Below are 20188 nucleotides of genomic sequence, written 5' to 3' on the forward strand. Positions count from 1 at the left end.
GATCGGCGCATGACGCCACCGGCGTCATGCGCCCTACGTGTCCCTGACCGACGAAAGAAACCGCACTTCCACGCGCCGATCCAGGCGTAGGGCGAATAACCGCCGCGCGGTTATCCGCCGATGCGCGGGTTGACGACCCCGCGCGCTCGGTAGCCTGCCCGGTCTTCAGGGCGCGAAGTAGCGGGCGATCTGCGAGTAGACGCCGCTGAAGTCGGAGAAGTAATCGTTGCGCTTGGCGGTCGGTGCGCCGCAGTACGAGGGGCCGCCGTAGAGGCCGCCGCGCAGCTGGTAGGAACCGTCGCTGGCCTGGGTCAGCAGGCCCGAGCCGGACGAGCCACCCTCGACCACCGCCGACGGCCAGTCGACGCGGGTCAGGGCGGTATGCCCGTCGTAGGTGACGCCCACCGCCGTGACGTTGCCCTGCGAGTACTTCTTCGCGTCGCCGCGCGGATGGTGGATGTCATGGCCGAGCGCGCCGTTGGCGATCGGCGTGGCGCTCCAGCCCTGGTAGAACACCCCGGCCGGCGGGGTACGCTTGAGTTCCAGCAGCAGGGTGTCGCGCTTCTCGTCGCGGTGCAGGATGTTCGCCCCGCCGGTCAGCACGGTGACGCTCTGGTTGATGGTCGAGGCGTCGCCGTAGCACTGGGTGGTGTTGTAGAACCAGATGGTCTGCAGCGTCGCGGCGGTAGCCTGGTCCTCGATGCAGTGCGCGGCCGACCAGAACAGCTGGCGCTTGGGCGAGTTGCCGTTGTTCAGCAGGGTGCCGGTGCAGATGTAGCTGCCACCGTCGGCCGAGTTGGTGAAGACCATCTTCGCCACCGCGGCGGTGGCGTTGTCGTAGGCCGGCGTGCCGCTCTGGGTCGCGCAGACCGCATCCACCTCGCAGCTGCCGCTGGCACCGAAGCCGTCGCGGTAGCCGGCCTTGTACAGCGAGTCGGCGAAATACGATACCTGGGGTACCGACAGGCGCAGGTCCCCCGGTTGCAGGCTGGCCGGCAGGACCAGCTCCACGGTCAGGGTGTCGCCCTCGATCACCGGGCTCCAGTAGGGGCGGTTGGGCGACAGATCCTTGCCGCTGGCCTCGAAGATCTCCTTGCCGGCACCGGCGAAGTGCAGCACGACGTCGTCGGGCAGCGAGCCGCTGCGGGTTTCCAGGCGAATCGCGGCGCGCAGGCTGGCGGCCCCCGCGGCGCTGACCGGGAAGCGAGCGGTATGGCGGCCGTCCGGGGTGTCGATCCACTCGAGGGTGGCCAGGTCGATTTCCGGCGTCGCCGTCTTCAGACCCACGCCCACTTGCAGCGGCGTACCCGGTTTCGGCGCCAGCGGCGCGGCGCGTGCCACGCGGCGGGCGGGGGGCGCGGCGAAGTGGATGCCGGCCGCCGAGGTCGCTGCGTTGGGGTTGGCGAAGCGGGCGTGACCGGTGCTCGCCGGAGAAGCCTGGAGCACGGCGACGTCGCCAGCCATTTCGTTCGCACCGGGCGCCGCCGAGGCCTGGTTCGCGCCGACAGCCAGCGCGAGAATCAGGCATGCATTCAGGTATGTAAGCTTATGCATGAATCGACTCCTTGAGTGTGGGGGAGGGCAACTTCCTTAATCATTCGCGTGGCGAAAGATATGCAGGGGTGACGGAGTCGTTCAAATATTTTTTATGTTCGTTTCTGCTAGCTATTAATTCTGCGCAAGTGTGGCCGGTTAGCAAAAGGAATAGCTATTAGTGCGGGCTGGATGAATATTTTGAAGTTCGTCGGAATCCAACGGAAGTTCGGGATACAGGCGCTCTGCAATGCGCACTTGGTAGGTTCATGCCTAGAGCTTTGCCGAGCGATGGCGCACTTTCCTGGTGTGCTATGGATTGTGACGGAGTTAACGAATATGAACTTGGAGTATTCGGACTTTTCCGCCGGGCGGCGCTTTGGTTGGTTGGTTTGTTTCCGGTTGGAATTTATATGTCTTATTTCTTTTGATGCATATTGATTTGATGCTTTCTTATGATTGCCGGATATATACGCTCAGCGAGCGGATGGCGCCGTGCCTGATACTGGGGCCGGCAAGGCGGTACGAGATTACTCATGTTCCGCTGAGGTCAGGACCGTTCGGCACAGGGGGCCATCACGCTGTCGATGAAGGGCGCCTTGCCGGCGAGGTACTCGCCGATGCCGCCGGTATTTTCCGCCTCCAGGGCCAGCTTGAGGTCCTGGTAGCGTTGGCGCAGGAGCGAATCCTTGCGCAGCAGGTCGCGGAAACGCAGCATCCTGTCGATCTGTGCATGACCCTCGGTGCAGACATGAATCTTGTGAGTGCGCACGCCGTCGACGTCGCGCCGATGGAAATGGTGCCCCGCCGACAGGTCGCTGCCGCGCACATAACCGAGGTCGCGCAACGCCTCGTCGCGGCGGACCTCGTCACGCTGTGCCGAAACCACCACCAGCAGGTCGATCTCCGGCTTGGCCGCGAGCCCCGGTACGGCGGTGCTGCCGACATGATGGATGGCCAGCAGCTCGTCGCCGAAGGCACCAGCGATCTGTGCGCGGGCGACCTGGAAGCGTATGGGCCAGCGCTCGTCGTAGAGGGTGATGGTGCTGGTCAGGACCATGGGGCGGCGCCTCGCGAGGGGACGGTGGGACGTTTCGGTCGGGCGATGCTACTACCCCGCCGCCTGCCCTGGCGAGCCTGTCCTGGCAGGCTCGGCGGAGCGCCGTCGAACCAGGAACGATAAGTGGCCGATGAAGGCTGCCGGCGCTTACCGTTCCTGCGTCGTCCGGCGTGGCGCCGCGACACGGTCAGGGTCGGCGCAGGCTTACCCAGGCCGGCGCGTGGTCGCTGGCGTGCTCCTCGCCGCGCACCCAGCGATCCACCCCGGCATCCACCAGGCGTTCCGCCAGGCTGGCGCTGAGCAGCAGGTGGTCGATGCGCAGCCCGGCGTCGCGTTGCCAGTGCTGGCGGAAGTAGTCCCAGAAGGTATAGAGGCGCCGGTCGGGGAAACGCTGGCGCAGCGCGTCCACCCAGCCCTGCCGCAGGAGGCGCTCGAAGCACTCGCGGGACTCCGGCTGGAGCAGCGCGTCCTTCTTCCAGGAACGGATGTCGTAGATGTCGAAATCCGTGGGCACGACGTTGAAGTCGCCGGCCAGCACCACCGGGTGGCCGCTCTTCATCAGCTCGGCGGCGTGGCGGATGAGGTGCTCGAACCAGGCCAGCTTGTAGTCGAACTTCGGCCCAGGCTGGGGATTGCCGTTGGGCAGGTACAGGCTGGCCACCAGCAGGCCGTCGACGGCCGCCTCGAGGTAGCGGCTCTGCGGGTCGCTGGCGTTGCCCGGCAGGCCCCGGCGAACCTCCAGCGGCTGGCTGTCGCGGGCGAGGATGGCGACGCCGTTCCACGCCGACTGGCCCTGCCAGATCGCGCCGTATCCGGCCTTCTCCAGCGCCGCGGCGGGGAAGCGCGCGTCGGGCGTCTTCAATTCCTGCAGGCAGACGATGTCCGGCGTCTCCCGCTCCAGCCAGGCGAGCAGCGCGGCCAGCCGGGTCTGGATGCCGTTGACGTTGAAGGTGGCGATCTTCAGGGTGCCCACCGATTGTCTCCACGAGCGACGATCAGGCCGCCGCCCGCAGGGCCTCGCCGATGGCCTGGCTGAACGCCTGCAGGTCGCCCGGGTTGCGCGAGGTGATCAGGGTCCAGCCGTTCGCCGGACAGGTCTTCACCTGGGCGTCGACCCAGTCGGCACCGGCATTGCTCAGGTCGATGCGCACGCTGGAATAGGAGGTCAGGGTCTTGCCGCTGGCCACGCCCGCATCGATCAGCAGCCACGGGCCGTGGCAGATGGCGGCGACCGTCTTGCCCGCTTCGCTGAACTCCTTGACCAGGCGCCGGGCCTCGCTGTCCTGGCGCAGGGTGTCGGCGTTCACCGTGCCGCCGGGCACCAGCAGCAGGTCGTAGTCCTCGGCGCGCTGGCCTTGCAGCCGGGCGTCGGAGTCGACGATCAGGTCTTTCTCGCGGTCATGTACCCAGGTCTGCGCCTCGCCGCCTTCGATGGTCGCATGGGTGACCGCGGCGCCCTGTCGCTTCAGGGCTTTCAGCGGTTCGAGCAACTCGTCGCGCTCGATCCCGGCGTTGGCGGTGATGACCAGTACCTTCTTGCCTTGCAGGTTCGTGCTCATGGTTTTCTCCTTTGTCGGGGCGCCCGTGACGGGCGCCGTGGCGTGACATGCAGGAGAGTGGAAAGCTGGAGCGCCGGGGAGTTCGAAAGATTTGCCGGGCGGTGGGCCGCTCCTTGGCCGCCGGCTCCGCCGTCAGCGGAACAGCAGCGAATGATGCACCGCGCCACCGGTGCGCGCGCCGTCGCCCACTGCGATGGCGACGTTGCCGGCCGCCAGCGCCGCGTCGCCGCAGGCGAAGACGCCGGGAACGCTGGTTTCGCGCATGCCGTCGGTCCTGATGAACGGCCCGCTCGGTCCATCCTCGAACTCGCAGCCGAGCAATGCCGCCAGCGGGCTGGCCATGCGCGTACGTGGCTGGGTGAACAACCCCGCGAGCGGAATCGTGCGTCCGCTGGCCAGGATCACGTCGGCGCGCACGCCGCCCAGAGCGACCACGGCTTCGCGCTCGATCGCCACGCCGCGCCGGTCCAGCCTGGACATTTGCTCGGCATCAGGTTCGAAGACGCCGTTGAGGAAGAAGGTGGTCGTTCCCCAGTCGGGCAACATCAGGGCGTGGTGGATGGCCAGCGGCGAGGCCGCCAGTACGCCAATCGGCCCACCGTCCAGTTCGTAGCCGTGGCAATACGGGCAATGGAACACGTGCCGGCCCCAGCGCTCCGCAAGACCGGGGATCTCCGGCAGGTCGTCGGCTACCCCGCTGGCGAGGATCAGCCGGCGCGCGGTGAAGCGTTCTCCGTTGGCGGCCTTCACCACGAAACCGTCAGCCTCCTTCTTCGCCGCGACGGCGGCTTCGGACAGCCACTCGACGCTGGGATAGGCCAGCAACTGTGCGCGGGCGTCATCGGCGATGGCCGCCGGATCGCGGCCGTCCTGGCCGAGAAAGCCATGGGAGGCCCGGGCGAAGCGGTTGCGTCGCAGGCCCGTATCCATCACCAGCACCCTGCGCCGCGCCCGCGCCAGTTGCATGCCCGCGGAGATGCCGGCATAGCTGCCGCCCACGATGATCACGTCGAAAGTCATGGCGTATCTCCCATTCGGATAGTCATGAAACAACATAAGTTTCATGATATGGGCTTGTCAACGCTCTCGTAACTTTTTCTGTAGCGAGAGATACTCATGGCCTTTCCGTCTCCACGAGCCCGCCGTCCATGAGAAACGACACCCGCCTCTCGCGCATGCTCCATGTGCTGATCCATATGGCCCGCCACGAAGGGCCGGCGACCTCCGAAGCCATCGCGCATATGCTTGGCACCAACCCGGTGGTGGTGCGGCGGACCATGGCGCTGCTGAAGAACGAAGGCTACGTGAGTTCGGAGAAGGGCCATCGCGGCGGTTGGAGGCTGGCCAAGCCGCTGGCGGACATCACTTTGCTGGATATCCACCAGGCACTGGGAGCGTCCTCGATCTTCGCCATCGGCCTGTCTACCGACCATCCGGAATGCCTGGTCGAGCAGGCGGTCAACGAAGCGCTCGGCGAAGCGTTCGAGGCGGCGCAGGCGCTGCTCCTGGAGCGCCTGGGTAGCGTTACGCTGGAGCAGTTGGCGAGCGAGTTCGAGCGCCGCTACCGGCCCTGCTGAGGCGGCTGGAAGGGGGGCGAACAGCGCCGCCGCGCCTGTGGAGGCACGGCGGCGGTCCGGGCCCGGAGCGTGTACTTCACCGTGGACATCAGGTTGCGCGGCTCGCCGTAGTTGAGGTTGCCGAAGTCGATGCCGCTGTAACGGTACTTGTCGCACAGGCTGCCCCGGCCGCCGTGGCCGTCGAGGCGAAGCCGATGAACTGCGTTCTGCCAGAGGCTGGCGATTTCCGCTGGAGACCTCCAGTGAAGACCTCCTTGATTCGTGACTCCAGCGCAAATGAATTTGCTCCATTCTCGTCTTAATCGAAGAGTTGCAAGCCGCCACACTGCGCTTCATTCGAGCCATCCCGCCCACGGAGCGCAGCCATGTCTTCCACCGTCCACTCTTTCCCGTCCTTCGGCCTCGGCACCTTCCGCCTGACCGGCCAGGCCGTCATCGACTCGGTGCGCAGCGCCCTCGAACTGGGCTACCGCGCCATCGACACCGCGCAGATCTACGGCAATGAAGCGGACATCGGCCAGGCCATCGCCGAGAGCGGCGTAGCCCGATCCGAGCTGTTCCTGACCACCAAGATCTGGGTCGACAACTACGCCAGGGGCAGGCTGGTCGCCAGCCTGCGCGAGAGCCTGGAAAAGCTTCGCACCGATCAGGTCGACCTGACCCTGATCCACTGGCCGGCGCCGGGCAACGGCGCCGAGCTACCGGAATACATGGCGGCGCTGGCCGAAGCCAAGGCCCTGGGCCTGACCCGCCGGATCGGTGTCTCCAACTTCAATATCGAGCTGACCCGCCAGGCCATCGCCGCGGTCGGTGCGGGCGAGATATCCACCAACCAGATCGAGCTCAGCCCCTACCTGCAGAATCGTGCGCTGACCGCCTTCCTCGAGGAGCAGGGCATCGCGGTCACCTCCTACATGACCCTGGCCTACGGCAAGGTCCTGAAGGACCCGCTGCTGGCCGGCATCGCCGCCAAGCACCAGGCCACCGTGGCCCAGGTTGCGCTGGCCTGGGCGATGCAACTGGGCTACGCGGTGATCCCGTCCTCGACCCGCCGCGAGAACCTTGCCAGCAACCTGCTGGCCCGCGACCTGCGCCTGGACGACGAGGACATGGCGCGGATCGCCGGCCTCGAGCGCAACGGCCGTGAAGTCAGCCCCGAAGGCCTTGCGCCGGCCTGGGACTGAGCCGGCCTTCCCATCCTCCCGGCGCGCCGCAGCGGTGCGCCGTCGACCCCAATGCCTTCCACCCGACGCCGGGCGAGGACGCTCCGCGTCCCCCCGCCGGTCTCGACGAACACAGGAGAATCACCATGAAAACCTTCGCCATGCTCGCCCTGGCCGCCGCGCTGCCGTTCGCCGCACAATCCGCCGCGGCCGCCGACTGGTACCCTTCCGCCTACGGCGCGAAGGACGAAATCGGCGCCGCCAACCTGCTCACCCCGGAAGTGGTGAAACAGGCGGTCGGCCTGGTCAGGACCGGCAAGACCTACCCGCTGGCGGTGCCGGTGGACAAGAACCTTCCGGCCTTCCGCCACCGCAGCTTCCGCCTCTACAACATCCAGCCGGGCGAACAGGCCGGGCAGTCCCTCGGCCCGAACAGGTTCACCTTCAACGACGAACTGGTGAACGCCTGGACCGGTGTCGGCACCCAGCTCAACGGCATCGGCCACATCGGTATCGACAACCGCTACTACAACGGCAACCAGGCCGCCGACTTCGTCACCGTCGAAGGCGTGAAGAAACTCGGCATCGAGAAGGTCCCGCCGTTCGTGACCCGCGGCGTGGTGCTGGACATGACCGCCCACTATGGCAAGGACATCGTCCCCGGCGGCACCGAGTTCAGCGTCGCCGACATCCAGGCGGTGCTGAAGAAGCAAGGCCTGGCCCTGCGCAAGGGCGACGTGGTGCTGTTCAACACCGGCTGGCTGGAACTGATCGGCAGGGACAACAAGCAGTTCCTCGAAGTCGAGCCGGGCATCGGCATGGAGGCCGCGAAGTGGCTGGCCGACCAGGGCATCGTGGCCTTCGGCGGCGACACCTGGGCCTCCGAGGTGTATCCCAACCCGCACGGCAAGGACGAGTTCCCGGTCAACCAGTACATGCTGGCCAAGCGCGGCATCTACAACCTGGAGCTGATCGACAGTCGCGCGCTGGTTCGCGACCAGGCCTGGGAGTTCCTCTTCGTCCTCGGCCAGCCGCTGTACGTCGGCTCGACCCAGGTCAACATCAACCCGGTGGCCATCCGATGAACCGTTCCACCCAGGCGGTGCGCCCGGCACCTTCCTTCATCGAATCGGCGGGGCGCATGCCCCGGGAGCCATCGTGATGGCCAAGGCCCGTGCATCCATCGATCTACGCAACGACGCCGAACAGGTCTGGCGCCTGATCGGCGGTTTCGACGCGCTGCCTGACTGGCTGCCGTTCATCCTGCAGAGCGTGCCCAGCGAGGGCGGCCGGGTCCGAACGCTGGAGAGCGTCGAGGGCGGCACCAGCGTCGAACGCCTGCTCGACTTCAGCGAGGCCGGGCGCAACCATACCCACGCCATCCTCCAGGACCCGGCCCCGGTGCGCGACTGCCAGGCGACCCTGCGCGTCCTGCCGCTCGCCGACGGCCGTCGACCATTGCCCTGCGACCTTCCGCGGTGCGCATTGGTCGGAACGGCCGGGGCCGAGGCTGGCGCAGACGAAGAGTCGAGGCACCGAGAACTACCTTGGACGGAAGAACAAGGCCGGGAGGCGGGGGCCTCCCGGCCAGAGGGTCACTCGCGTACCAGCGGCGGCGTGCGCGGCGGCACGATGCGCCGCGCGCCGGTCGACTCGAAGGCTGCGGCGAAGCGCAGCAGCGCCGAGTCGTCGTAGGCGCGGCCGGCGAAGGTCAGGCCCACCGGCATGCCGATGTCGGCCATCACCCCCATCGGCACGGTGACGGTGGGCACGCCGAGGTGGCGGATGGCGAGGTTGCCGTTGGCGACCCAGACGCCGTTGCTCCAGGCGATGTCGGCCGAGGCCGGGTTGACGTCGGCGTCCGCCGGGCCGACGTCGGCGACGGTGGGGAACAGCACTGCGTCCAGGCGCAGGCCCTGCATCCACTCCTCGAGGTCGATCCGCCGGGTTTCCTCGAGGCCGCGCAGGCCATCGGGCAGGGTCGCGATCCGGTCCCAGGGCTTGATGCCGCGCTCGGCCATCCGCACGTATTCGTCCATGCCGGCGGCCAGGTCGCCCTCGCGGTTGGGCAGGGTGCCGGGGTCGTGGGGGAAGATCTGCGGGCCGTCGACATCCGCCAGGCGGTTCAGCTTCGGATCGCCATTGGCGCGCAGGAAGTCGTCGAAGCCCCAGGCCGAAAGTTCCCACAACTCGTCGTGGAGGAATTCCTTCGACACCAGGCCGCGGTTGAACACGGTGGGCGCGCCGGGGCGGTCGCCCTCGCAGTTCGAAACCAGCGGGAAGTCCACCTCGATCACCTCCGCGCCGGCGGCTTCCAGGGCCTTGCGCGCCTGTTCCCAGAGGGCGATGACCGAGGGCCGGGTCTGGATGCGCTGGCCCGTCGGGCCGCCGATCCCGGGGGATTCGCTGGTGCCCGCATCGGGGTCGGCGTTGATGAACATGCGCGGCACGCCAAAGCGCTTGCCGGCCAGGGCCTCGGCGCCTGCGGCCAGGGCCGGGTAGCTCGCCGGGCGCACCTCGGAGGCCTTGGGGATCGGCACCCAGGGCTGCATGCGCCAGAGGTCGCCGCGGGTATCGGGATCGTCGGCGACCACCACGTCGAGGATTTCCAGGAGGTCGGCCATGTTCCGTGCGTAAGGCACCACCACGTCCATGGTCGGCGTCAGCGGCCAGTTGCCACGCACCGAGATCACCCCGCGCGACGGCGTGTAGGCGCACAGCCCGTTGTTCGACGCCGGGCCGCGCCCGCTCGACCAGGTTTCCTCGGCCAGGCCGAAGGCGGCGAAGCTGGCCGCGGTGGCGGTGCCGGCGCCGTTGGAGGAACCCGAGGCGAAGGGCGCGGTGAGGTAGGCGGCGTTGTAAGGGCTCTCCGCGCGGCCGTAGACGCCGCGCTGCATGCCGCCGTTGGCCATGGGCGGCATATTGGTCTTGCCCAGGCAGATCGCCCCGGCGGCACGCAGGCGCTCGACGGTGAAGGCATCGCGCTGGGCCACCAGGTCCTTGAACGCAGGGCTGCCGGAGGCCGCAGTGAGGCCCTTGACCAGGTAGCTGTCCTTGGCGGTGTAGGGAATGCCGTCCAGCGGGCCGAGGGTCTCGCCACGCGCCCGGCGGGCGTCGGAGGCCTGCGCTTCGGCCAGCGCGTCGGGATTGCGCACCACCACCGCGTTCAGCGCGGTGGGCGTGCCGGGCGCATCGTAGGCGTCGATCCGCGCCAGATAGGCCCGGACCAGTTCGACCGCCGTGGTACGGCCGGAGTCGAGCGCGTCACGCAGCTCGGCGATGGAAACCTCGGTGACCTCGATCATGCTGTCACCGCCTGGCGTATGGATGCGGGGATACCGTTAGCGACGCTCATCATCGTTCCTCTTGTTCACTGCTTGCTGCGACGGGGGCGAGCCCGCGCCCGGTTGCCCGGCCCTTCGCCCGGCGCCGGATCGTCGCCGGAAGCGCCAGTGTACCAACTTGGCCGGTGGCGGCGCTGTCCGGCCGGCGTGTCGCGACCGTCCCTGGCCAGGCCCGGCCTCAGGGCAGCCGGGGAGGATTGGTGGTGCTGAAGATGTAGCGGGCGAAGCGCCATTGGCCGTCGTTTTCGCGGTGCAGGAGGAACACCTCCTGGTTGGCCTCGGCGTTTGCGGGAGCGTCGACGCCCAGCACTTTCAGCGTACCGTTGGAGCGGGTCCGGGCGAAGGCCCAGTCCGGGCCCAGCGGGCGGATCTCGTCGATGCTGAAGTCGATGTCCAGGCGGATCTTCGCGAACACCTGCCGGTAGGCCGCGCGTACCGCCTCGCGGCCCACCGCGGGCAGGCTGTGTTGCGGCATGAACACCGGGTCGCGGGCATAGAGTCTCATCACCGCGTCGACGTCGGAGGCGTTCAGCGCCTCTTCATAGCGTTCCAGCTGCCGGGTGACGGCGGCCTCGATGGTGGGGTCCGCTGCGGCGGCGTGCGCCGCGAATGGTGAGAGGGTGGTGCACAGGAACGGGAGCGCCAGTCGGGCAAGGGGAATATGAAGCATGGTCGGTTCTCCTCTAGACGCGGACCACGAACTTGCCGAAGGCGCGATTGGCCTCCATGAGGCTGTGGGCGCGGGGCAGGTCGTCGAAATCGAAGGTGGCGGACAGCAGCGAGGGCAGGCGGCCGCTGGCCAGTTCCTGCACCACCCAGCCCAACGGCGAATCGCCCAGGTCCAGGTACGCGCCGCCGAGCAGGTCGCTGGGGAAGAAGCTCAGGCGGGCCGCGCCGGGCAGGTCCTGCATCAGTTGGAACCGTTCGAGCGATGGCGGGCCACCGAGCAGGCCGATCACGCATGCCGAGCCGAACGGGCGCAGGCTGCGGACGCTGTCGCGCAGGGTTGGCGCGCCGACCACCTCCAGCGCGGCGTCCACGCCCTCCGGCAGCGCTGCGAGGATCGACGCGGAGAGCTCGCCGTTGTCGACGAATACCAGGTCGGCTCCCAACTGCCGCAGGCGCTCCGTGTTTTCCGCGCTGCGGGTGCTGGCCAGCACCCGCAGGCCGCGTGCCTTGGCGTAGGTCAGGGCGGCCAGGCCGACCGAGGAGGTGGCGCCGCGTACCAGCAGGGTCTGCCCGGGTTGGATCGCCAGGCTGCGATCCAACGCGCCCCAGATGGTCAGGTAGGCTTGCGGCAGTGCTGCCAGCTCCTCCCAGGACAGATAGGTATCGGGCAGGGCGAGCACATTGCTGCGCAGGACCGTGACCTCTTCCGCGTAGCTGCCGTTGCGGCTGAACTGCAGGCCACCCATCGCGGTGGCGACCCGCTGGCCGACCCGGAAGCGCCCGGACGGGTCCAGCAGGACCTCGCCGACCGCTTCGATGCCGGGAACTACCGGCCCGGTGATCGGACCCATCTTGCCGGCGCGCCGATAGAGCTCGGCGCGGTTGAGGCCGAAGGCGCGCACGCGGATCCGCACTTCGTTGGCGTTCGGTTCCGGCGAGGCGATGTCGCGCAGGCGCAGGACTTCCGGACCGCCGGCTTGTTCGATGACATAGGCTTTCATGGCGGTGGTTCCTCAGGCGCGCGACTGGTTGGTGGCGAAGAGATAACGGTGGATCTTCCAGTGACCCTGTTCGCGCCGGAACACGAACAGCTCGTTGTTGCCCTCGGCGATTTCCACACCGTCGGCCAGCAGACGGGTGCGCCCGGCCGAACTGGTGCGGGCCCAGGCCCAGTCGCCGGCGACCTCGACCTCGTGGATGTCGAAGCGGACCTGCAGGCTGATGCTGGCGAACACCTGCCGGTAGCCGGCGCGCACCGCTTCGCGGCCGACCAGGGCCGGGGCATGCTGCGGCATGAACACCGGCGCGTCGCCGTAGAGTTCGAGGATGGTGTCGATGTCGTTCGCGTTGAGTGCGGTCTCGTAGGATCGCAGGATGGACTGGATGCTCATGGACGGAATCTCCCGTGGTGGACGGTCGTTACCTTCCTCCTTCCGCATTCGATAAAAAATGCACAAGATAGAGAAGATGGTTCCCATCGATGAGAGGTAGGCATGGACCTGAACGCGCTTCGCATGTTCGTTGGCGTAGTCCAGGCGGGTAGCCTGTCGGCCGCCGCCGGTCGCCTCGGGATTCCCCTGCCGACGCTCAGCCGGCGGGTCCGCGACCTGGAGCGCCAGCTCGCTGTGCAGTTGCTTGAGCGTTCGGTGCGCGGGACGCGGTTGACCGAGGCGGGCATGCGGCTCTACGAGAATGCCTCTCGCGGTGTCGAGATGCTGCACGAGGCGGAGCAGGCCCTGGTCTCGGACCAGGCGCGGCTCAAGGGTCGCCTGCGGCTGTCACTGCCGCCCGGTTTCGAACCCTGGTGGGAGTTGCTCGGGCTGTTCCAGCGGCGCTATCCGGAGATCCGCGTGCAGGTGTTCACCACCGAACGGCGCATCGACCTGATCGAGGATGGCGTCGACGTGGCCCTTCGGGTCGGCGCGGTCGCTCATGAGACGATGGTGGCGCGTCGCCTGCTGGCCTACCGACATGTACTGGTGGCCAGTCCGCGCCTGCTCGAGCGCGAGGGCCTGGCGGAGACGCTCGATGACCTGCGCCGGTTCCCGGCCGGCATGTGGTCCCCCGGCGGCAGCGGCGAGGGCGCCTGGTCGCTGGGCGGGCAGCCGGTCAAGCCGCGGGTGGTGCTGGCGACCAACGACTACGCGCACCTGCGCGCCCGTGCCCTGGCCGCCGAACTGGTCGCCGAGTTACCGCCGTTCATGGCCGCCGCCGCGGTACGGGCCGGGGAACTGGTCGAGCTGCTGCCGCGGTCGCCGTTGCCAGAGCAGGAAATCCACCTGCTCTATCCGTCGCACCGACATCCCTCGACCCTCGTCAGGACCTACCTGGATTTCTGCCAGCAGCACCTGGACCTGTTGCGCGAGGCCTGCGGGCTGGACGAGCCGCCGCCCGCCGAGGGCTGACAGGGCGCCGCCCGGCTCGCGATGTCACTCGGTCTCGGCGAGCGGCCCGGCCGGGAGCTCGGTTTGCCATGTGTGCGGGCTGCCATGGCAAGCTGCCCGCGGCGCTGTCGGAGGCGGTTTGCCGCTGGCGCGGAAATCCGAGGATGATTCCGAGGATCGATCCGCAGGGGCCTCGCTTCCGCATCGCACCGGGCCTGCGTGAACGGCGAAATTTTATTGTTACAACCATCCATCCATTCCTGCGGAAACGAGTGAACTCAATCCCACCGGACGCTGTCTGTCAGCCGTCGGCCCAACCGGGCCGGGCGCATGGCCCTTGGCCATGCGGTAGCCCCGTCCCGGTCGCGCGCTTGTCCATAACAATTCGACTGGCCGGCTTTTTCGCTCCCCTTTGCGGGTTTCGTTCTCTCGCCATGTGAAGATTGCCATGTCCCTATCCCGTCGCTTCCCCGCCGCTCTTTCCCCGTTCCAGAACCGCGTCATCGGAGCCTGCCTGCTCGGCGGCCTGCTGGCGGCCGGCGCTCCGGCGCAGGCCGAGGAGGCGACCGGCAACGCGCGCTGGGTGAGCGACAGCCTGACCACTTTCGTGCGCAGCGGCCCCACCGACGGCTATCGCATCGTCGGCACCCTCACTTCCGGGCAGAAGGTCGAGCTCCTCGGCACCCAGGGCAATTACAGCCAGGTGCGCGGCGAGAACGGCAGCACCGTGTGGATCCCCAGCCGCGACCTGCAGGAGGTTCCCGGCCAGGCCGAGCGCCTGCCGCAGCTGGAACAGAAGGTGGCCGCCCTGACCGCCGAGCTGGACGGCATCAACGACACCTGGAAGACCCGCGTGCAGGGCATGCAGGAAACCCTCGACACGCGCAAGAAGCTGATCGACGAATTGCAGGCGGCGCGCAGCAACCTCGATGCCGAGCTTGGCAAGGCCCGCTCCGACCTGCGGGCGGTGCAGGCGCAGCTGGGCGACGAGAACAAGCAGGTGCTGATGCGCTACATGGTCTACGGCGGCAGCATCGCCGGCGCCGGCCTGTTCGCCGGGTTGATCCTGCCGTCGTTGCTGCGGGTGCGGCGCAAGCGCAACGACAAGTGGTTCTGAACCTCCGCCCGCGTCTCTACGTTTCGTAAAGGAAGCCCCGCCGGCCGCGGGGCTGCGTCGCAAGCGCGACAAGGGCTGAAGCGTCAGCCGCCCGGCGAGACGATGATCTTCACGTTGTGCTCCTTGTTGTTCACCAACTCTTCGAAACCGCGCTCGACGATTTCTTCCAGGCCGATCCGACCGGTCACCAGCGGTGCGATGTCGAGGCGGCCGTCGGCGATGAAGGCGATCACGTCGGCGAACTCGCCGTTGTAGGCGAGTGCGCCGAGCACCTGCTTCTCGGTGGAAACCAGCTCGAAGAAATTGAATTCGCTGGGCTCCTCGAAGATTCCCACCAGCACGCACTTGCCGGCCTTGCGGATGGCGTCGATGGCCAGCTTGGCGGTGTGCTTGTTGCCGATGCATTCGAAGCTGACGTCGGCGCCAAGCCCGCCGGTGAGGGCGCGGATTTCGCCGAGGGCGTCGCACCGCGAGGGGTCCAGCACCTGGCTGGCGCCGACCTCCAGGGCCTTGGCCTTGCGCGCCGAGGACATCTCCAGGGCGATCACCTGCGCCGCGCCGGCGGCGCGCGCGCACATGATGGTGCACAGGCCGATGGTGCCGGCGCCGACCACCACCACGTTCTGCCCGAGCAGGCTGCCGGCCTTCTTCACCGCATGCATGCCCACCGCCAGCGGCTCGATCAGCGCGCCGGCCTCGCTGGGAAATCCGGCCGGCAGGGCATAGAGCAGGTTGGCCGGGACGTTGACGTACTCGGCGAAGGCGCCGTTGTTCATCAGCCCGGTGAAGGCCAGGTTTTCGCAGATGTTGTACAGCCCGTGGCGGCAGTAGTAGCAGGTGCCGCAGTGCTGGCAGGCATCGGCGGCTACCACCTGGCCGACGGCGAAGCCGGCCACGCCGCCGCCGAGGCGGACGATCTCGCCGCTGAACTCGTGGCCGAGGATGCACTGGCCCTTGAGGCCGGTGAGCGGGTGCGGCGTCTCCACCGGGATGAACACCGGGCCGGCCAGGTATTCGTGCAGGTCGGAACCGCAGATGCCGCACCAATGCACGCGGATCTGCACCCAGCCGGGCGGCGGTTCGCCCGGGAGCGGCACGTCTTCCACGCGGATGTCGTGGCGACCGTGCCAGACGGCGGCGCGCATCGCCGCGTTGGCTTGCGGGAAACTGTTCATGGCGGTCGTCTCCTCAGTGCTGGCGGAGGAAGTCGAGCAGCAGGCGGTTGACCTGCTCGGCGGCTTCCATCTGCACCATGTGCGCCTGTCCGGGAATGATCTCTACCTGGGCCGACAGACCCTCGGCATGCCGCGCCGGGATGATCGCGTCATCGCCGCCCCAGATCGCCAGGACCGGCTGGCGGCCCTCGCTCACCACGGCACGCAGGTCGTTGCGCTGGCGACCGTCGGCGAACAGGTTGTCCAGCAACTGGCGCAGGGCCGCATCGACGCCCTCCAGGCGCTTGTAGCGGAGCATGTCCTCGAGCATCTGCCGGGTGACCAGCGCCGGGTCGGAGAACAACTGCACCAGTTGTGGCTTCAGCGCGTTGCGGTTGGCCGCCTCGACGAAGCCGCGCAGGTAGTCGCCGTTGATCTCCTCGCCGAGGCCGGCGCTGCCGATCAGGCTCAGCGACAGCACCCGCTGCGGCGCCAGGCGCGCGCAGTTCAGCGCCACCGCGCCGCCCATGGAGTGGCCGGCCAGGTGCGCGTGTTCCAGTTCGAGGTGATCGAGCAGGGCCAGCACGCTGGCGCTGAGTTCGTCGAGGTCGCCGCGCGCCAGGAGCTTGCCGGACTCGCCGTGGCCCGGCAGGTCCAGGGCGATCACCCGACGCTCGGCGGCCAGCGCCTCGTGGTTGAACAGCCAGTTGTTCAGGTCGCCGGCGAAACCGTGGATCAGCAGCAGCGGCGCATCTCCCTCGCCACGGTCGAAGTAGCGCAGGACGCGGCCATCCAGCTCGACCTTGCGGGGGGCCGGTCCGCTGTCCGCGGCGTCCTGGTGGCCGGGGACGAACTCGGCCTGGAAGCGTTGCACCACGGCGTCGATCTCCTCCTCGCTGGCCTCGCCCTCGACCACCACGCCGAGCAGCGCGCCGACCGCCAGGGTCTCGTCCGCGCGCGCCACCTGGCGCCGCAGCACGCCGGAGAAGGGCGCCTCGACGCTGCTGGAGATCTTGTCGGTCTCCACGTCGAGCACCTCGTCGCCTTTCTCGATGTGCGCGCCTTCTTCCTTGAGCCAGGCATCCACCCGGCCCTCGCTCATCGACAGGCCCCACTTGGGCATGGTCAGCGTATGGATCCGGCTCATGCCGCGTCCCTCCCTTCCAGGGCCTGGCGCACGGCCGCCTCGATCTTCGCCGCGTCGGGGATGTAGAGGTCTTCCAGGGCGTCGGAGAAAGGCACCGGCGTGTGCGGCGCGGTGACCCGGCGGATCGGCGCGCGCAGCGCGGAGAAGGCCCGTTCGGCGACCAGCGCGGCGATGTCGGTGGCCATCGAGCAGCGTGGGTTGGCTTCGTCGATCACCACCAGGCGGCCGGTCTTTTCCACGCTTTCGAGAATGCTGTCCTCGTCCAGCGGGCTGGTGCTGCGCAGGTCCAGTACCTCGCAGGAGATGCCCTGGCGTGCCAGGCTGGCGGCGGCGTCCATGGCCAGGTGGACCATGCGCCCGTAGGTCACCAGGGTGACGTCGTCGCCGTCGCGGAGGAAATTGGCCTCGCCGAAGGGCACCGTGTACAGCTCCTCGGGTACCTCCCCCTGCATCGAGTAGAGCAGCTTGTGTTCGCAGAAGATCACCGGGTCGTTGTCGCGGATCGCCTGGATCAGCAGGCCCTTGGCATCGTAGGGCGACGACGGGCAGACCACCTTGAGGCCGGGGATGTGGGTCCATAGCGAGGTGAGCATCTGCGAATGCTGGGCGGCGGCGCGCAGGCCGGCGCCGACCATGGTGCGGATCACCAGCGGGGTGACCGCCTTGCCGCCGAACATGTAGCGGAACTTGGCGGCCTGGTTGAGGATCTGGTCCAGGCAGCAGCCGGCGAAGTCGACGAACATCAGTTCGCACACCGGGCGCATGCCGCGGGTGGCGGCGCCGACCGCGGCGCCGACGTAGCCGATCTCCGACAGCGGGGTGTCCAGCACGCGGCCGGGGAACTGGTGGTAGAGGCCCTTGGTGACCCCCAGCACGCCGCCCCAGGCGTCGTCCTCGCCGGGCGCGCCGGCGCCGCCGGCATTGTCCTCGCCCATGATGAAGACGCTCGGGTCGCGGCGCATTTCCTGGGCCAGCGCCTCGTTGATGGCCTGCTGGTAGCTGATCTTTCTCGCCATGATGGTTCTCCTCGTTCTTGTTGTCGGGCGGCTCAGGGATAGGACACGTAGACGTCGCGCAGCAGGTCGGCCGGCTCCGGCTTGGGATCGTTCTTGGCGCGCTGCACGGCATCCTCGATATGCGCTTGGACCTCGGCGTCGATGGCGTCCAGGTCGTCGGTGGAGAGCAGGCCGGCATGGCTGGTGCGTTCGCGGAACTGCTTGAGGCAGTCGCGGGTTTCCCGGTAGTGCTTCACTTCGCCGGGGTCGCGGTAGGTCTGTGCGTCGCCCTCGAAGTGACCGTAGTAGCGGGTCAGCTTGACTTCGATCAGCGACGGCCCCTCGCCGGCGCGGGCGCGCTCGATGGCGGCACCGGCGGCTTCGTGGACGGCGAAGAAGTCGAAGCCGTCGACGGTCACCCCGGGCATGCCGAAGCCGGCGGCGCGGTCGGCGATGTGGTCGCAGGCCACCGACCAGTTGGCCGCGGTGGCCTCGGCATAGCCGTTGTTCTCGGCGACGAACAGGCACGGCAGGTTCCACACCGCGGCCAGGTTCATCGCTTCGAACACCGCGCCTTCGTTGGAGCCGCCGTCGCCGAAGAAGGCCACCGCCACCGCATCGCTGCCTTTCAGCCTGGCCGCCAGCGCGGCGCCGGCGGCCAGCGGCGCGCCGGCGCCGACGATGCCGTTGGCGCCGAGCATGCCCTTCTCCAGGTCGGCGATATGCATGGAGCCGCCCTTGCCCTGGCAGACGCCGGTCTTCTTGCCGTAGATCTCCGCCATCATGCCGTGCACGTCGACGCCCTTGGCGATGCAGTGGCCGTGGCCGCGGTGGGTGGAGGCGATGCAGTCGTCGTCGCGCAGGTGCGCCATCACGCCGGCGGCGGAGGCTTCCTCGCCGGCGTAGAGGTGGACGAAGCCGGGTATCTCGCCCGTGGCGAACTCGACGTGCAGACGTTCCTCGAAGGCGCGGATGGTGCGCATCACGCGGTAGGCATGGAGCAGTTGGTCGGTGCTCAGAGTGGACATCTTGTTGTTCTCCAGGTTGTCTTCACGGGGTCATCGGGGTTCGCTGGCCGGCCAGCAGGCGATGGCGGGCGGCGTAGGCGAGGGTGGCCGGCACATCGACGCTGAACGGGCCGGAAGGGTCGAGGGTGATGCTCGGGCGGTCGGTGGCGCTGAACTCGATCTCGCGCTCGCCGTCCAGCGCCAGGGTCCCGCTGGACAGGCTCGGCGCGTGGGCCACGCCCGGTTGCAGGTAGCCGGCGGCAGAGACCCCGCAGTCCACCAGCAGGCCCGGCGCCAGCGGCACCAGCAGGCTCTCGCGGGCGTCCGGATGCAGGCGCATCCAGGCGCCGTGGGGCTCCTCGCGGCTCACCGGCGACCACAGTCCGCAAAGCGCCGAGAGGCCGATGGCGTGGGGTTCGGCGAAGCTGACGAAGACCTCGGCGAGGTCTTCGGCGCGACTGATGGCGCGGGCGCCGATGAACGGCTGCGGCGACACCGCGACGTCCACCAGCGCCCACTCGCAGAGCCCGCGGCGCGCCTCGCGCACCAGCAGGCGCTTGTTGCGTCGCAGGCCGATCTCCGGCGGCACCCGGCCGCTGGCGCAGAGGCCGCCGGCGAGCCCCGCGCCAGTGGCTTCGCGTAGCTCCGGGAAGGCGTTGTTGGTTCCGGTGGACAGCGCCAGCAGGGGGACGTCGCCGACCTCGGCGGCCACCGCCTTGTGCGTGCCGTCGCCGCCGAGCACGGCGATCAGCGCCACACCGCGCTCGACCATGCGCCGCGCCGCCAGGCGGGTATCCTCGACGCTCTGGCGCAGCGGCATGTCAAGGAACTCCAGGAACGGCCAGTGGCCGTCGCGGGCCTGGCGGGTCTGGCTGGCCCGGAGCACGGCGGCGGCGATGCCGGTCATGTCCGGCGGCAGCAACGCGTGGCGGATGCCGGTGGCGCCGAAGGCGGCGAGCAGGCGTTGCACCACCGATGCCTTGTCGGTGCTGGAATGCAGCCCGGCATGCGCGGTGAGGCGACGCAGGTCGCGCCCGGAGGCCGGGTTGGCGATGATGCCGACGAGCGGCGAGGCCGGCTTCATAGCGAGAAGCCGCCGTCGAGGGCGATGCCCCGGCCGATGCCGCGCCCGGCGCCGGTCACCAGGGCGACCCGGGAGTGCAGGGAAAAATCGTCGGACGACGTAGCGTGCATGCTTCACCTCTGATTGTTCTTGTGGGTGTATGCGGCAGGGCGTTGGGAGGAGCGGACAGTCCGCCCTGCCGTCGCCGTGGCTGGAGCAAGGCCGATGCCAGGTTGCGGCGTGGCGGCCGGAAGGCCCGTCGTAGAGCGCCGGCATGGGAAGGCCGGCGACCGCCGGGGCGACGTCCGGCGAGACAACCCATGTCATCGCGCACGGGTTCCCGGCGAGACGCTGAGACGCTTCGTCTCAGTCGTCGGCCGGGGTCGCCCGGCGCTTGTCGAGGGGCATCGATGGGC

20 protein-coding genes and 2 pseudogenes are annotated in these 20188 nt (G+C 68.5%); 6 read left to right on the forward strand and 16 right to left on the reverse strand.

The genetic code is table 11. From position 1 onward, the window contains the following. Positions 1–165: 165 nt before the first annotated feature. The 5 genes from piv to B7D75_RS03875 all read right to left on the reverse strand — a co-directional run bounded on the left by piv (position 166) and on the right by B7D75_RS03875 (position 5217). Positions 166–1554 (reverse strand): protease IV, encoded by a 1389-nt coding sequence (piv, locus tag B7D75_RS03855; protein ID WP_107113751.1) that lies wholly within the window; start codon positions 1552–1554, stop codon positions 166–168. A gap of 529 nt (positions 1555–2083) precedes the next feature. Beyond that, entirely contained in the window at positions 2084–2593 is a 510-nt protein-coding gene (locus B7D75_RS03860; RefSeq protein ID WP_034081610.1) for a GrpB family protein, read from the reverse strand. Between the two features lie 187 nt (positions 2594–2780). Beyond that, positions 2781–3566 carry an exodeoxyribonuclease III gene (gene xth, locus B7D75_RS03865; RefSeq protein WP_107113752.1) on the reverse strand — a complete coding sequence of 262 codons (786 nt, stop codon included), beginning with the start codon at positions 3564–3566 and terminating at the stop codon, positions 2781–2783. 22 nt (positions 3567–3588) lie between these two features. Then, complete coding sequence (locus B7D75_RS03870; RefSeq protein WP_058145591.1) at positions 3589–4152, reverse strand: DJ-1/PfpI/YhbO family deglycase/protease; 564 nt, start codon at positions 4150–4152, stop codon at positions 3589–3591. A 132-nt stretch (positions 4153–4284) separates the two neighbouring features. Continuing rightward, a complete protein-coding gene (locus B7D75_RS03875) occupies positions 4285–5217 on the reverse strand; it encodes an NAD(P)/FAD-dependent oxidoreductase (protein WP_074197476.1) in 933 nt (310 codons plus the stop codon). 83 nt (positions 5218–5300) lie between these two features. Here B7D75_RS03875 and B7D75_RS03880 point away from each other — a divergent pair, with 83 nt between their 5' ends. After that, positions 5301–5729 carry an Rrf2 family transcriptional regulator gene (locus tag B7D75_RS03880; protein WP_003157314.1) on the forward strand — a complete coding sequence of 143 codons (429 nt, stop codon included), beginning with the start codon at positions 5301–5303 and terminating at the stop codon, positions 5727–5729. A gap of 65 nt (positions 5730–5794) precedes the next feature. Here B7D75_RS03880 and B7D75_RS30065 read toward each other — a convergent pair. After that, positions 5795–5887 (reverse strand): annotated as a pseudogene (locus tag B7D75_RS30065) (hypothetical protein); the annotation flags it as partial. Positions 5888–6094: 207 nt separating this feature from the next. Here B7D75_RS30065 and dkgB point away from each other — a divergent pair. The 3 genes from dkgB (at position 6095) to B7D75_RS03895 (ending at position 8587) form a co-directional block, all read left to right on the forward strand. Beyond that, positions 6095–6913 carry a 2,5-didehydrogluconate reductase DkgB gene (gene dkgB / locus B7D75_RS03885; RefSeq protein ID WP_107113753.1) on the forward strand — a complete coding sequence of 273 codons (819 nt, stop codon included), beginning with the start codon at positions 6095–6097 and terminating at the stop codon, positions 6911–6913. A 125-nt stretch (positions 6914–7038) separates the two neighbouring features. Continuing rightward, positions 7039–7977, forward strand: a complete 939-nt coding sequence (locus tag B7D75_RS03890; protein ID WP_003157311.1) for a cyclase family protein — start codon at positions 7039–7041, stop codon at positions 7975–7977. A gap of 76 nt (positions 7978–8053) precedes the next feature. Continuing rightward, on the forward strand, positions 8054–8587 hold the full coding sequence (locus B7D75_RS03895; protein ID WP_052151127.1) for an SRPBCC family protein: 534 nt from the start codon (positions 8054–8056) through the stop codon (positions 8585–8587). Here the strand turns inward: B7D75_RS03895 and B7D75_RS03900 are convergent. The 4 genes from B7D75_RS03900 to B7D75_RS03915 form a co-directional block, all read right to left on the reverse strand. Beyond that, the gene (locus B7D75_RS03900; RefSeq protein WP_012074280.1) at positions 8488–10197 is read right to left on the reverse strand and encodes an amidase; all 1710 of its coding nucleotides are present in this window, start codon (positions 10195–10197) and stop codon (positions 8488–8490) included. The genes B7D75_RS03895 and B7D75_RS03900 overlap by 100 nt on opposite strands. A gap of 217 nt (positions 10198–10414) precedes the next feature. Continuing rightward, positions 10415–10906 (reverse strand): YybH family protein, encoded by a 492-nt coding sequence (locus tag B7D75_RS03905; protein WP_053813358.1) that lies wholly within the window; start codon positions 10904–10906, stop codon positions 10415–10417. A gap of 13 nt (positions 10907–10919) precedes the next feature. Beyond that, positions 10920–11906 carry a zinc-binding alcohol dehydrogenase family protein gene (locus B7D75_RS03910; protein WP_058174480.1) on the reverse strand — a complete coding sequence of 329 codons (987 nt, stop codon included), beginning with the start codon at positions 11904–11906 and terminating at the stop codon, positions 10920–10922. Positions 11907–11918: 12 nt separating this feature from the next. Further along, a complete protein-coding gene (locus B7D75_RS03915; protein WP_003151795.1) occupies positions 11919–12296 on the reverse strand; it encodes a YybH family protein in 378 nt (125 codons plus the stop codon). Positions 12297–12398: 102 nt separating this feature from the next. Here B7D75_RS03915 and B7D75_RS03920 point away from each other — a divergent pair, with 102 nt between their 5' ends. Further along, complete coding sequence (locus B7D75_RS03920) at positions 12399–13310, forward strand: LysR family transcriptional regulator (RefSeq protein WP_012074284.1); 912 nt, start codon at positions 12399–12401, stop codon at positions 13308–13310. A 427-nt stretch (positions 13311–13737) separates the two neighbouring features. Next, positions 13738–14406: a TIGR04211 family SH3 domain-containing protein gene (locus B7D75_RS03925; RefSeq protein WP_003151799.1), complete on the forward strand. Its 669-nt coding sequence runs from the start codon at positions 13738–13740 to the stop codon at positions 14404–14406. A gap of 83 nt (positions 14407–14489) precedes the next feature. Here the strand turns inward: B7D75_RS03925 and B7D75_RS03930 are convergent, their stop codons facing one another. The 6 genes and pseudogenes from B7D75_RS03930 to B7D75_RS03955 form a co-directional block, all read right to left on the reverse strand. Beyond that, on the reverse strand, positions 14490–15551 hold the full coding sequence (locus B7D75_RS03930; RefSeq protein ID WP_239481366.1) for a 2,3-butanediol dehydrogenase: 1062 nt from the start codon (positions 15549–15551) through the stop codon (positions 14490–14492). A 43-nt stretch (positions 15552–15594) separates the two neighbouring features. After that, complete coding sequence (locus tag B7D75_RS03935; protein WP_003151801.1) at positions 15595–16707, reverse strand: acetoin dehydrogenase dihydrolipoyllysine-residue acetyltransferase subunit; 1113 nt, start codon at positions 16705–16707, stop codon at positions 15595–15597. Then, positions 16704–17723, reverse strand: a complete 1020-nt coding sequence (locus B7D75_RS03940; RefSeq protein WP_012074287.1) for an alpha-ketoacid dehydrogenase subunit beta — start codon at positions 17721–17723, stop codon at positions 16704–16706. Before B7D75_RS03940 ends, B7D75_RS03935 begins: the two co-directional genes overlap by 4 nt. A 32-nt stretch (positions 17724–17755) precedes the next feature. After that, positions 17756–18730, reverse strand: a complete 975-nt coding sequence (locus tag B7D75_RS03945; RefSeq protein ID WP_034081619.1) for a thiamine pyrophosphate-dependent dehydrogenase E1 component subunit alpha — start codon at positions 18728–18730, stop codon at positions 17756–17758. A 22-nt stretch (positions 18731–18752) separates the two neighbouring features. After that, the gene (locus tag B7D75_RS03950; protein WP_034081620.1) at positions 18753–19793 is read right to left on the reverse strand and encodes an ATP-NAD kinase family protein; all 1041 of its coding nucleotides are present in this window, start codon (positions 19791–19793) and stop codon (positions 18753–18755) included. A gap of 17 nt (positions 19794–19810) precedes the next feature. Next, a pseudogene (locus B7D75_RS03955) lies at positions 19811–19903 on the reverse strand (SDR family NAD(P)-dependent oxidoreductase); the annotation flags it as partial. Positions 19904–20188 lie beyond the last annotated feature (285 nt).

Origin of the sequence: Pseudomonas paraeruginosa (assembly GCF_003025345.2) — a bacterium.
Lineage (GTDB): Bacteria > Pseudomonadota > Gammaproteobacteria > Pseudomonadales > Pseudomonadaceae > Pseudomonas > Pseudomonas paraeruginosa.

Coding starts and splice junctions, on each gene's coding strand:
- B7D75_RS03925 (WP_003151799.1), top strand. CDS start 13,738: ATGTCCCTATCCCGTCGCTTCCCCGCCGCTCTTTCCCCGTTCCAGAAC.
- B7D75_RS03895 (WP_052151127.1), top strand. CDS start 8,054: ATGGCCAAGGCCCGTGCATCCATCGATCTACGCAACGACGCCGAACAG.
- B7D75_RS03950 (WP_034081620.1), bottom strand. CDS start 19,793: ATGAAGCCGGCCTCGCCGCTCGTCGGCATCATCGCCAACCCGGCCTCC.
- B7D75_RS03880 (WP_003157314.1), top strand. CDS start 5,301: ATGAGAAACGACACCCGCCTCTCGCGCATGCTCCATGTGCTGATCCAT.
- dkgB (WP_107113753.1), top strand. CDS start 6,095: ATGTCTTCCACCGTCCACTCTTTCCCGTCCTTCGGCCTCGGCACCTTC.
- B7D75_RS03910 (WP_058174480.1), bottom strand. CDS start 11,906: ATGAAAGCCTATGTCATCGAACAAGCCGGCGGTCCGGAAGTCCTGCGC.
- B7D75_RS03875 (WP_074197476.1), bottom strand. CDS start 5,217: ATGAAACTTATGTTGTTTCATGACTATCCGAATGGGAGATACGCCATG.
- B7D75_RS03905 (WP_053813358.1), bottom strand. CDS start 10,906: ATGCTTCATATTCCCCTTGCCCGACTGGCGCTCCCGTTCCTGTGCACC.
- B7D75_RS03920 (WP_012074284.1), top strand. CDS start 12,399: ATGGACCTGAACGCGCTTCGCATGTTCGTTGGCGTAGTCCAGGCGGGT.
- B7D75_RS03945 (WP_034081619.1), bottom strand. CDS start 18,730: ATGTCCACTCTGAGCACCGACCAACTGCTCCATGCCTACCGCGTGATG.
- B7D75_RS03890 (WP_003157311.1), top strand. CDS start 7,039: ATGAAAACCTTCGCCATGCTCGCCCTGGCCGCCGCGCTGCCGTTCGCC.
- B7D75_RS03870 (WP_058145591.1), bottom strand. CDS start 4,152: ATGAGCACGAACCTGCAAGGCAAGAAGGTACTGGTCATCACCGCCAAC.
- piv (WP_107113751.1), bottom strand. CDS start 1,554: ATGCATAAGCTTACATACCTGAATGCATGCCTGATTCTCGCGCTGGCT.
- B7D75_RS03930 (WP_239481366.1), bottom strand. CDS start 15,551: ATGCGCGCCGCCGTCTGGCACGGTCGCCACGACATCCGCGTGGAAGAC.
- B7D75_RS03860 (WP_034081610.1), bottom strand. CDS start 2,593: ATGGTCCTGACCAGCACCATCACCCTCTACGACGAGCGCTGGCCCATA.
- B7D75_RS03900 (WP_012074280.1), bottom strand. CDS start 10,197: ATGATCGAGGTCACCGAGGTTTCCATCGCCGAGCTGCGTGACGCGCTC.
- B7D75_RS03935 (WP_003151801.1), bottom strand. CDS start 16,707: ATGAGCCGGATCCATACGCTGACCATGCCCAAGTGGGGCCTGTCGATG.
- B7D75_RS03940 (WP_012074287.1), bottom strand. CDS start 17,723: ATGGCGAGAAAGATCAGCTACCAGCAGGCCATCAACGAGGCGCTGGCC.
- B7D75_RS03915 (WP_003151795.1), bottom strand. CDS start 12,296: ATGAGCATCCAGTCCATCCTGCGATCCTACGAGACCGCACTCAACGCG.